Consider the following 4,262-nt stretch of genomic DNA (forward strand, 5'->3'; position numbering starts at 1 on the left):
TAAGGGTAATGCAGAAATTTTTCAATAATTTCTTTATAAAAAAAGAAGATTAGTTGGTTTTTTAACTAATCTTTAAAAAAGACAAAAAGAACAATGCAATGTGAGTTGTTTACTGTTCTCTCAAAAACTTGGCGCTTATTACATTACTTAATAAGTGAGATTCAGCTAACGTAGATAAAATAAAGACATGGAGTGTCTATATAAGAAAAATTAAACATAACACACCTAGTTTAATAATGTGCTTTTGTCACTTAAATAAAGATTAAAGATAAATTTTAGGCCTAAAACATCCCCATATAAGGGGTTCTTAAGGTCTGTAAAGTGGGCTTTGCATTTTTATGAGCTACTTGAATCTTGTTATCAAATCACGATGTTTGTATAGTTGTGGGCCTGAAGTGATTGGCACATAAGTCTAATAAAAATTCACATGTATAGGAAAGATTGGTAACATTACTTAGAGAAATCATTATTATGATTATGCCAAAACGTACAGATATAGAATCTATATTAGTAATAGGGGCAGGTCCGATAATTATAGGTCAGGCATGCGAATTCGATTATTCCGGAACTCAGAGTTGCAAGGTATTAAAGAACGAGGATTATAAGGTTATTTTAGTTAATTCTAATCCTGCAACTATAATGACGGATCCTGAGTTTTCTGATGCAACATATATTGAACCTATACTGCCTGAAATCATAGAAGAAATCATAATTAAAGAGAAGCCAGATGCAATATTGCCAACAATGGGCGGGCAAACTGCTTTGAACTGTGCAATGAAACTTGCAGATGATGGAGTATTGGATGAATATAACGTAAAGTTAATTGGCGTAAATAGAGAAGCAATTAAAAAAGCAGAGGATAGAGAATTATTTCGCCAATCTATGGATAAAATAGGATTAAAATACCCTAGAAGTATCATTATAAAAAATCAAGAACAAATAAAGGAAGCTCTGGATTATGTAGGGTTACCTGCGATCATCCGTTCATCGTTTACTCTTGGTGGTGCAGGTAGCGGCATAGCGTACAATAAAGAGGAGTTTTTCAACATTGTGGGAAATGCTTTGAAAGTTTCACCGATAAATGAAGTTCAGGTAGATGAATCGATTATCGGCTGGAAAGAATATGAAATGGAAGTTATTCGCGATTGCAAGGATAACTGTATAATAGTCTGTTCGATAGAAAATGTTGATCCCATGGGAGTCCACACAGGTGATAGCATTACCGTTGCTCCCGCTTTGACTCTGCGTGATGCGGAGTACCAACAAATGAGAAATGCATCTATAGCAGTGCTTAGGGAAATTGATGTTAGTGCAGGTGGTGCAAATGTTCAATTTGCAGTTAATCCTAAAGAAGATGGAAGCCTTGTTGTAATTGAAATGAATCCAAGAGTTTCCCGCTCTTCTGCGCTTGCCTCGAAGGCAACAGGTTACCCCATAGCAAAAGTTGCAACTAAGCTTGCTGTTGGCTATTCACTTGATGAAATACGCAACGATTGTGCACCAACTATACCTGCTGCATTTGAACCAGTGGTTGATTATGTTGTCACTAAGGTTCCTCGTTTTGAGTTCGAAAAATTTAAAGAAACGGATTGTGAACTGTCAACTTCCATGAAATCAGTGGGAGAAGTAATGTCTATAGGTCGCACTTTTAATGAGTCACTACAGAAAGCTTTCCGCTCACTTGAAACTGGCCTTACAGGACTTGATGAGGTGTTTCCTGAGGATACGGATGTTGATCACATAAAATCTCAATTAGCGAAATTGTTGCCAAATAGATTATTAATTGCTGCTGACGCAATGCGTCATGGAATTAGCATAGAAGAGATAAATTCAATTACAGGATATGACTTATGGTTTTTGCAGAACATACAGCAAATCATCTTGGCTGAACAAAAGATTAAAGAAACTGGCTTGCCTAAAACCGCGTGCGAAATATTAGAACTAAAAAAGATGGGATTTTCAGATGCAAGGTTGGCAAAGTTAAGCAATAAATCTATTCCAGCTTCACGCACTGCAGACCAAGTAGAACAGATTGAAAAAATGAGAAAAAAGTTTGGTGTTAGCCCAGTTTATAAATGTGTAGATACGTGTGCGGCTGAATTTGAATCGAGCACTGCTTATATGTATGGTTGTTATGAGGGAGACATTGTAAATAAGACAGAATGTGAAGCGGACGTTTCTAATCGAAAAAAGGTTGTAATTTTGGGTAGTGGACCAAACCGTATTGGTCAAGGTATTGAGTTTGACTACGCGTGTGTGCATGCGGTTTCTGCTGCCAAAGAGATGGGATACGAAACAATAATGATTAATTGTAATCCTGAAACTGTTTCAACTGATTATGATACTGCTGATCGTTTATATTTTGCTCCGTTAACTATAGAGGATGTACTTGAGATACTAAGTAAAGAGCAAGAGAATGGTACACTAGTAGGTGCCATAGTTCAGATAGGTGGTCAAACACCTTTAAGGTTAGCAAAGGTACTGAATAAAAGGGGTTTTAATATCCTGGGCACGTCTTTTGACTCTATAGATCTTGCTGAAGATCGTATGAGGTTTAAAAACCTTGCTTTGCAACTTAATTTAAAACAACCTGAAAATTCTATTTGTCATTCAGTAGAAGAAGCGTTAGCTAATGCAGAAAAAGTGGGTTTTCCATTAGTAGTGAGGCCATCCTATGTCTTAGGTGGTCAATCCATGTCAATTAAGCACGATATTGAGAGCTTTAAGGAATATGTCCTGGGTCAAACTAAAATTTTTGAACATGGGCCGCTGCTGCTTGATAAGTTCTTAGTTAATGCAGTTGAGGTTGATGTTGACGCTATATGTGATGGAGAAAAAGTTTTCATTGCGGCAGTTATGGAGCATATTGAAGAAGCTGGAATTCACTCTGGTGATTCAACCTGCTCAATACCGACAAACACATTAAATGATGAAGTCGTAAAAGAGATTGAGCTACAGACTGAAAGAGTAGCTCTTGAATTAAAAGTGAAAGGTCTGATAAACATTCAATTTGCCATACAAGAAAATAATATATACATACTTGAAGTGAACCTAAGAGCTAGCCGTACAGTTCCTTTTATTTCCAAGGTAATTAATGTTCCTATTGCAAAGCTTGCTACTCAGGTTATTTTGGGCAAAAAATTAGACCAAGAAAAAAGATCTCTTAATCACTTCGCAGTTAAAGCTGCTGTTTTTCCGTTTACGCGTTTTTCAGGAATTGATACTCTACTTGGCCCAGAAATGAAGTCAACAGGGGAAGTAATGGGAATTGACTTATCCTTCGAAGCAGCACTTGCAAAAGTGCACATGGCTGCAGGGTATAAGTTACCAACAAAAGGAACAGCTCTAATTTCAGTAAAGGATGACGATAAAGAGTATATATTGCCAATTGCACGAATGTTGAAAGAGATGAATTTTGGAATATATGCCACCAAAGGTACAGCTTCATACCTGAATAATAATGGCATTGCTGCGAAAGCTGTAAATAAAGTGAGAGAAGGCAGACCCCACATAGTTGACATGCTTAAAGATGGAAAAATAAATCTAGTGATCAATACCTCAAAAGGTGTGAAATCAGTTTCAGACAGCAAAGATATTCGCAGAACTGCTATTTTGCAGAATATAGCTTACAGTACCACAGCTTCTGGAAGTAGAGCATTAGTGCTTGCAATTCAATATGTAAAGAATAGTGAGATGGAAGTGAAGTCATTGCAGCAAATACAAAACGTTTAGATACTAGAGCCAAAATAGTTTTATATACATAGAGTTTTAACATTACTTGAACAAAATCTGCCTTGTCTATAACCAATGAAGATGAGGTTTCTGACAGCCGTGGTTCATTGTACTTTTTGCAAACTATGTAGTTTTTGCCAAGCCATCATTTAGGTAGCCCGAAAAAACTGCTTGGCAAACTCTGCCAGCTTTCTTACTATAGTAGTGAAAGTACTCAGTTATCTTTGATCTGTACAGGTTAAATGACAAAGTATTATGTCTTAATATTTAATCTTTTGCACTATGTGTACCTTATGTCTACAACATATAGGTTTTATCTATATAAGCTGAAATGCGCTTATAAACCATTTAAGACAGTATAGTATGCTAAATTTGTAGGATTAGAAAGTGAACACTATCTAACAAAGGGTTTTTTTGCCTTTTTTTCTGCTTAGTAAATTCGTATCCATTCAGCTAAGCGGTGTGAGAGACGATAGATAGGAAATTATGGAAAGGGTTTAGCTCCTTTTGTTTCCATGTTAAGTATAATG

General features: G+C 36.3%; 1 protein-coding gene. It reads left to right on the top strand.

Annotated elements, in window-relative coordinates:
• The first annotated feature begins 477 nt into the window (after nucleotides 1–477).
• Nucleotides 478–3,732, top strand: a complete 3,255-nt coding sequence (gene carB / locus CCY16_RS03385) for a carbamoyl-phosphate synthase large subunit (protein ID WP_088414947.1) — start codon at nucleotides 478–480, stop codon at nucleotides 3,730–3,732.
• Nucleotides 3,733–4,262: the final 530 nt, after the last annotated feature.

The organism is Wolbachia endosymbiont of Wuchereria bancrofti, from assembly GCF_002204235.2.
GTDB lineage: Bacteria > Pseudomonadota > Alphaproteobacteria > Rickettsiales > Anaplasmataceae > Wolbachia.

Excerpts from the sequence above, each read along its gene's own strand:
- carB (WP_088414947.1), top strand. The coding sequence starts at position 478 with ATGCCAAAACGTACAGATATAGAATCTATATTAGTAATAGGGGCAGGT.